Origin of the sequence: Vibrio sp. Vb1026, assembly GCF_033338745.1 — a bacterium.
GTDB lineage: Bacteria > Pseudomonadota > Gammaproteobacteria > Enterobacterales > Vibrionaceae > Vibrio > Vibrio alginolyticus.
This window is the reverse complement of sequence record NZ_JAWOTH010000008.1, coordinates 200,351-206,693: the sequence shown is the minus strand read 5'-3', so window position 1 is coordinate 206,693 and position 6,343 is coordinate 200,351. Positions and strand designations below refer to the sequence as shown.

At 43.5% G+C, this 6,343-nt stretch carries 7 protein-coding genes and 2 tRNA genes; 6 read left to right on the top strand and 3 right to left on the bottom strand.

Translation table 11 applies throughout. The features are described from left to right. Positions 1–150: 150 nt before the first annotated feature. From R7E47_RS14315 to R7E47_RS14295, 5 genes are all read left to right on the top strand, one after another. Positions 151–227 (top strand) — tRNA-Asp (locus R7E47_RS14315). A 35-nt stretch (positions 228–262) separates the two neighbouring features. After that, positions 263–339: transfer RNA gene (locus R7E47_RS14310), tRNA-Trp, on the top strand. 496 nt (positions 340–835) lie between these two features. Continuing rightward, complete coding sequence (locus R7E47_RS14305) at positions 836–1,168, top strand: DUF1904 domain-containing protein (RefSeq protein WP_005381768.1); 333 nt, start codon at positions 836–838, stop codon at positions 1,166–1,168. 12 nt (positions 1,169–1,180) lie between these two features. After that, positions 1,181–2,017, top strand: a complete 837-nt coding sequence (mepA, locus tag R7E47_RS14300) for a penicillin-insensitive murein endopeptidase (RefSeq protein ID WP_033905786.1) — start codon at positions 1,181–1,183, stop codon at positions 2,015–2,017. A 323-nt stretch (positions 2,018–2,340) separates the two neighbouring features. Next, the gene (locus R7E47_RS14295) at positions 2,341–2,649 is read left to right on the top strand and encodes a hypothetical protein (RefSeq protein ID WP_005381765.1); all 309 of its coding nucleotides are present in this window, start codon (positions 2,341–2,343) and stop codon (positions 2,647–2,649) included. Between the two features lie 42 nt (positions 2,650–2,691). Here R7E47_RS14295 and R7E47_RS14290 read toward each other — a convergent pair whose 3' ends face one another. The 3 genes from R7E47_RS14290 to rdgC all read right to left on the bottom strand — a co-directional run bounded on the left by R7E47_RS14290 (position 2,692) and on the right by rdgC (position 5,429). Further along, positions 2,692–2,946, bottom strand: a complete 255-nt coding sequence (locus tag R7E47_RS14290; RefSeq protein ID WP_005381763.1) for a YfhL family 4Fe-4S dicluster ferredoxin — start codon at positions 2,944–2,946, stop codon at positions 2,692–2,694. 2 nt (positions 2,947–2,948) lie between these two features. Next, positions 2,949–4,349 carry a tRNA 5-hydroxyuridine modification protein YegQ gene (gene yegQ, locus R7E47_RS14285; protein ID WP_005381754.1) on the bottom strand — a complete coding sequence of 467 codons (1,401 nt, stop codon included), beginning with the start codon at positions 4,347–4,349 and terminating at the stop codon, positions 2,949–2,951. Positions 4,350–4,514: 165 nt separating this feature from the next. Continuing rightward, positions 4,515–5,429 carry a recombination-associated protein RdgC gene (rdgC, locus tag R7E47_RS14280; RefSeq protein ID WP_017821958.1) on the bottom strand — a complete coding sequence of 305 codons (915 nt, stop codon included), beginning with the start codon at positions 5,427–5,429 and terminating at the stop codon, positions 4,515–4,517. A gap of 224 nt (positions 5,430–5,653) precedes the next feature. Between rdgC and phoB the strand changes: the two genes are divergently transcribed. Further along, the gene (gene phoB, locus R7E47_RS14275) at positions 5,654–6,343 is read left to right on the top strand and encodes a phosphate regulon transcriptional regulator PhoB (protein ID WP_005381752.1); all 690 of its coding nucleotides are present in this window, start codon (positions 5,654–5,656) and stop codon (positions 6,341–6,343) included.

Below are 6,343 nucleotides of genomic sequence, written 5' to 3'. Positions count from 1 at the left end.
ACTCAGAAGTGAAACGAAATAGCGCCGATGGTAGTGTGGGGCTTCCCCATGTGAGAGTAGGACATCGCCAGGCTTTAGTTTTATTTTCACTTTTTCGAAAAGTGAAGACAAAAGCGGACACTTGCTTATCAAAGCGAGTGATACCACTGCGGAGTGGTAGTTCAGTTGGTTAGAATACCGGCCTGTCACGCCGGGGGTCGCGGGTTCGAGTCCCGTCCACTCCGCCACTTATTTGAGGGTCGTCTCAATAAACACGAATTACAGGGGTGTAGCTCCAATTGGCAGAGCAGCGGATTCCAAATCCGCGTGTTGGGAGTTCGAATCTCTCCACCCCTGCCATACTCTGAAGCCTCAGCAGTAATGCTGGGGCTTTTTGGCATCTGAAGAAAAGAGAAGCTGACTAGTTGGAAGAGTTGTCGACTCCTCTGATACCAAAGTATCGGGGGATTGAAAGCTCATATCTCCGGGATATTGGTCCACTTCACCTATCCCCCATGTTCATAAGCTCTGGCTTAGGTCAGGGGCTCTTTTATTTCTAACGAATATGTCTTTTATTCCTAACGTATAGTTCCGATGTCAGGTGTATGTTTATCCAGCGAATATGGCATACCTTTGCTTCAGGTAGATTTATTTTCTAGTAATGTAATTACTAAATGTTGATGTATCGCTTTGTTCTTTCTGGTTTACCTTCGAATTTCATAACACTTTTTCTTCGTTATCGAGCACATCTGATTCACAATTTATTGAAAGGTTAGTGGTTACATTGACTTGGATGATTACTGACTTGGTTCCTGTTATCATCATGCATTAATGCTAATAATTAGGAAGTAAGTTTATGCCACATTTTCGATTCCGTGCTGTAGAGCCACAAGCTGTTCAGGCATTATCAAAACCCCTTACGGATGAACTTCAGCCTCTAATGGACTGTCCGCGTGAGGATTTTACTTTTGAGTATATCTACACTACGTTTTTCAATGAGGGTGAGGTGAGTGCTGCATATCCTTTTGTCGAAGTGCTTTGGTTCGACCGTGGTCAGGAAGTGCAAGATGAAGTTGCCAAGCTTATTACGCAACAAGTGCGCGGTATCGCTGGTGCCGATATTGATGTTGCAGTTATCTTTTCCGCCTTATCTCCTAAAGCTTATTACGATAATGGCGAACACTATTAAAGGTTAAAGGCTATGAGGCTGAGTTTCATTGTAACTTTGGGTTTATGTTTCTCAGCTTCAGTATGTTCTACTCCTTGGGAGTCTGCGGTTAATCCTACCCGAAACTCTTCCTCCTCTATTGGTAGTTATGCTAACGGTTGTTTAGATGGTGCATTACCCTTGCCTCTCGATGGCGTTGGTTATCAAGTCTTACGTAGTAAAACGAAGCGCTACTATGGGCACCCTAAAACGATAGAGTTTATTGAAAATCTGGCGCTTAAAGCTCACCAAAATCTCAACACCACTCTGCTGATTGGTGATTTGTCTTTACCTAGAGGTGGAAGGTTCTCCTCTGGTCATTCTAGTCATCAAACCGGGTTAGATATCGATATTTGGTTAAGACTTGCTGACCAACCGCTTTCTTATAACGAATTACAACTTCCTAAGCCCATGAGTGTGGTGGATTTAAAAGGTTATTCCATACTTAATCATCGCTGGGAAGAACGACACTTTAAACTAATTCGGTACGCTTCAAAAAGTAAGGATGTTGCACGAATTTTTGTACATCCTGTTATTAAGGAGCAACTTTGCTTGCAAGAAAACGGCAAAGATCGTTCTTGGTTACGTAAAGTGCGTCCATGGTGGGGGCATCATTACCACTTTCACGTCAGGTTGTCTTGTCCTGATTCGAGCGACTATTGTGTTGATCAATCACCACCTCCAGTAGGCGATGGCTGCGGTGCTGAGCTTGCAAGTTGGGCCCCGAAAGCGAAACCTATTGATATCCCTCCACGGGTAAAAACAACCTCTAAGCCCAAACGAAAAAAAGTCGTTCCACCTCAATGCTTGCCGCTTATCAATCCTAATTAGTGTTACTCTTCAGGTTTATCTGTACTTGGTGATCTCTTTTATGAAACTGGAGAAACATCATACTTTTGTCTACATTGAATAGTACCAATACAAAAACTAACCCAATTAGTTTTGGGGACATATTATAGAAATCTAAATTAAACAAAGAGTTGTAGTATGGGGAAGTTGTAACTTCTCTGTTTAGAAAAAGATCTTTCGTCGCGATACTCTGGTTTCTTAGCAATATGTCTGTCAGTTGGCTAAAAAGCGATAACAACGCAGACAAGTGTGTAAGGCAGGGATATGCCCTTTTCCTGTTAGAAGAGTAAATCAAGGACAAAACCATGACTATGATTTGTGCAAAAGAATTTGCAGAGTGGTTAAGACACAGATTTAGCAGTGATACTAAAGGAGTCTCTTTGACTCGAGAGGATGTGAATCACCTGACTGGGCGTCAACGCCTTGATCCGGGTTTTGTTAATGATGTGCATTATGAGCTGATGCAATATGGAATGGCTTTCGTTACTGATACGAGCCGAGAAAACTTTTATTTAATACCTGTTTCTCAAGCGGAAAATTGGCGTGAGAGACTAGAGTATCATTTTGAAAAAGAGCTGTTCTGCAATATTATCCCTATTGAAAAATCAGGTTGAGAAAAGGTTCAACTTTGATGCCAAAGTTGAACCTAATTGCTCTTATGCTAACCCTTGAATAATCACGAATTTTTCAAGCAACTGCTCTTCAGTTTCGACATGGTTCGGATCAGTGATTATGCATTTTGTAATTGGACACACTGACTGACAGGTCGGCTTTTCGTAATGCCCCTTACACTCTGTACATAGCGCTGGATCAATTTCGAAAATGCTCTCTCCCATACTGATTGCCCCATTGGGGCATTCGGGATCACACATGTCGCAGTTAATGCATTTATCAGTAATGAGCAAGGCCATGGTTACTTACCAGTCGGGTTACGGGTGTCCTGCCCTGAGTTTAGATTACGCATTAATAGGCCATATTCTAAATCTAGCTCTGCTGGTACTGGAATGAATACAAAGTGACCGTTTCCTTTCGCGTCTTCAATAGACTCTGACTTGCGGTTTTCCATTGCCTCTAGCGTGAAAACAATATTGCCTTTTGGCGTCATTAGTTCAAGGCTATCACCGACAAGAAACTTATTTTTTACTTCTACTTCAGCCATGTCACCACGACGTTTGCCAGTGAATTCACCAACAAACTGTTGAGCATCAGAGACTGAGTAACCGTAATCGTAGTTTTGGTAAGTATCGTGTGTATGACGGCGTAGGAAGCCTTCAGTGTAGCCACGGTGAGCTAGGCTTTCTAGTGTACCCATTAGGCTTTCATCGAATGGTCGACCTGCTACAGCATCATCAATCGCTTTACGGTAAACCTGTGCAGTACGAGCACAGTAATAGAATGATTTAGTACGACCTTCAATTTTCAATGAGTGAACACCCATCTTAGTTAAGCGTTCAACGTGCTGAACCGCTCGTAGGTCTTTAGAGTTCATGATGTAAGTACCATGCTCATCTTCGTAAGCCGCCATTTTTTCTTCTGGACGGTGCGCTTCAGAAAGCAGAACGACTTCATCTGTTGGTTTGCCGCGACCAATTGTGGTTTCAGGGCGCTCGTCTTGTACTTCGACAGGCTGTGCTTCAGTCGGGTCGAATTTCTCTACGATATCACCAGCGTCGTTTTCTTTACCCTCTTCAACTTTGTATTCCCAGCGGCATGCGTTAGTGCAAGTGCCTTGGTTAGGGTCACGTTTGTTGATATAGCCAGAAAGTAGGCAACGACCTGAGTAAGCCATGCATAATGCACCGTGAACGAATACTTCAAGCTCAGTTTCAGGGCAATGCTCACGAATTTCTTCGATTTCTTCTAGAGATAGCTCGCGAGAAACGATCACACGTTCCACGCCATTCGCTGCCCAGAACTTAACGGTCGCCCAGTTTACAGCGTTCGCTTGTACAGAAAGGTGAATTGGCATTTCTGGGAAAGCTTCACGAACCATCATAATTAGGCCTGGATCTGACATGATCAATGCGTCAGGACCCATCTCTACGATTGGCTTAAGATCACGGATGAACGTTTTTAGCTTCGAGTTGTGTGGTTGAATGTTACATACCACATAAAGCTTTTTGCCTAGGGCGTGGGCTTCATCGATACCGATTTTTAGGTTCTCGTGGTTAAACTCGTTGTTACGTACGCGAAGGCTGTAGCGAGGTTGGCCAGCGTAAACTGCATCTGCCCCGTAGGCGAATGCGTAACGCATGTTTTTCAGGCTGCCCGCTGGAGATAGTAGCTCAGGCACGAATGCTTTCTCAGTTGTCATTGCTCAATTCTCTTTTATCTGATCACAAGTCAGGCCAATTCCACCTAATGGAAATGGGGCGCAAATTTTACGTCAAAATGTGAACTGTGACTAGGGTAATTGTGCTTCAGATAGAAAAACGCCCTCAAAAAAAGTGAGGGCGTTATGGTTAACCTTTATACAATATTATGCGTTAGGATTCGGTAAGCCGCCTAGCGCATCGTATAGGTTGGGAAGGAAAGCACTGAACTCTCCACACATTAGAGAGAAGTCTGCATCAAATCGAGCTGCTTGATCTTCACGTGGAATATCATCGTTTTGATCTTTCAATTCATCAGAGAATTTTAGACGTTTGATGCCTGCATCTTCCGTCATAATGAACTCAATACGATCTTGCCAATTAAGCGCAAGTTTCGTCACGACTTTATCCGCAGCGATGTGGTTGCGGATTTCATCAGTGGTGAGCTCTTGCTTCTTACAGCGAATCACACCACCTTCTTCAAGTACGGATTTTAGCTCAGCTTCGTCCATCATGCTGATACCTTGAGGTGTGTCACCGCTTTTCACCCACTCGGTTAGCGTAGTTTCAATCGCCACTTCTGGAATAGCAGGAATAACAGGTAAACTACCCATGGTTTTACGAAGCAATGCTAATACATCTTCTGCTTTTTTGTAGCTGCTTGCATCAACAAGGATATAACCTTCTTTTGGCATGATAAGCACGTGAGTGTGGCTGCTGCGGCTGAATGCGCGCGGCAGTAAATCCATTACGATGTCATCTTTCAGGTTGTCTTTCTCTTTCTTCTTCAGAGGACGACCTTCTTGCGCTTCCATTGCTTCTACTTTTGCATTCAATGATTCTTTGATCACAGAGGCAGGTAGCATTTTCTCTTCTTTCTTGGCGCAAATCAGAATGCGGTTTTCTGACACGTGAGTCATCATATCGCCATGTCTACCCATTGCACTGACCCAGCCAAATTTCTGTTTGTCTTGACTGCCACACGGGGTGAATCGGAATTCAGACAGCTGAGTTTCTAGTTGTTCGGCGTTAAAAGTAACCTCGCGGTTAACGCGGTATACCAGACAGTTTTTAAACCACATAAATCTTCTCTAGGCTTGATGACAAGGGACTAATCATAGGGAATTTTTGTGCTGATGTCTTAATAGAAATGAAAAATATCCGAATGAACCTCAAAAGAAAGTTATATGAAAATTTGTTTTCAAAGGTCACAAAAGTGTCATAATTGGTAGTGATAATGCTTATGCATAGAGAGGCGCTTTGTCTCTTAAATTCATTAGCTCAACGAACATAAGGTTACTCAATTATGTCTAGAAGGATTCTGGTTGTTGAAGACGAAGCTCCTATTCGCGAAATGCTGTGCTTCGTACTTGAGCAGAAAGGTTACCAAGCGGTAGAAGCGGAAGATTACGATACTGCAGTAACCAAACTGGCTGAACCCTTCCCTGATTTAGTTTTACTGGATTGGATGTTACCAGGCGGTAGTGGCATTAACTTCATCAAACATATGAAGCGAGAGGAATTAACGCGCAACATTCCAGTTGTGATGCTTACCGCTCGTGGTGAAGAAGAAGATAAAGTGCGCGGTTTAGAAGTCGGTGCGGATGACTACATTACCAAGCCATTCTCTCCTAAAGAGTTGGTTGCACGCTTAAAAGCGGTGATTCGTCGCGTAACCCCTACTGCACTAGAAGATGTAATTGATGTACAGGGATTAAAGCTTGACCCTGTATCGCACCGTGTTACGGCTAATGATGCGCCATTAGACATGGGCCCAACAGAATTTAAGATGCTTCATTTTTTCATGACGCATCAAGAACGCGTATACAGCCGTGAGCAGCTATTAAACAATGTTTGGGGCACTAACGTGTATGTCGAAGACCGTACGGTCGATGTTCACATTCGCCGCCTGCGTAAAGCATTGGAAGCTGCAGGGCATGATAAGCTGATCCAAACTGTTCGTGGTGCTGGATATCGCTTCTCGACGAAGGCATAA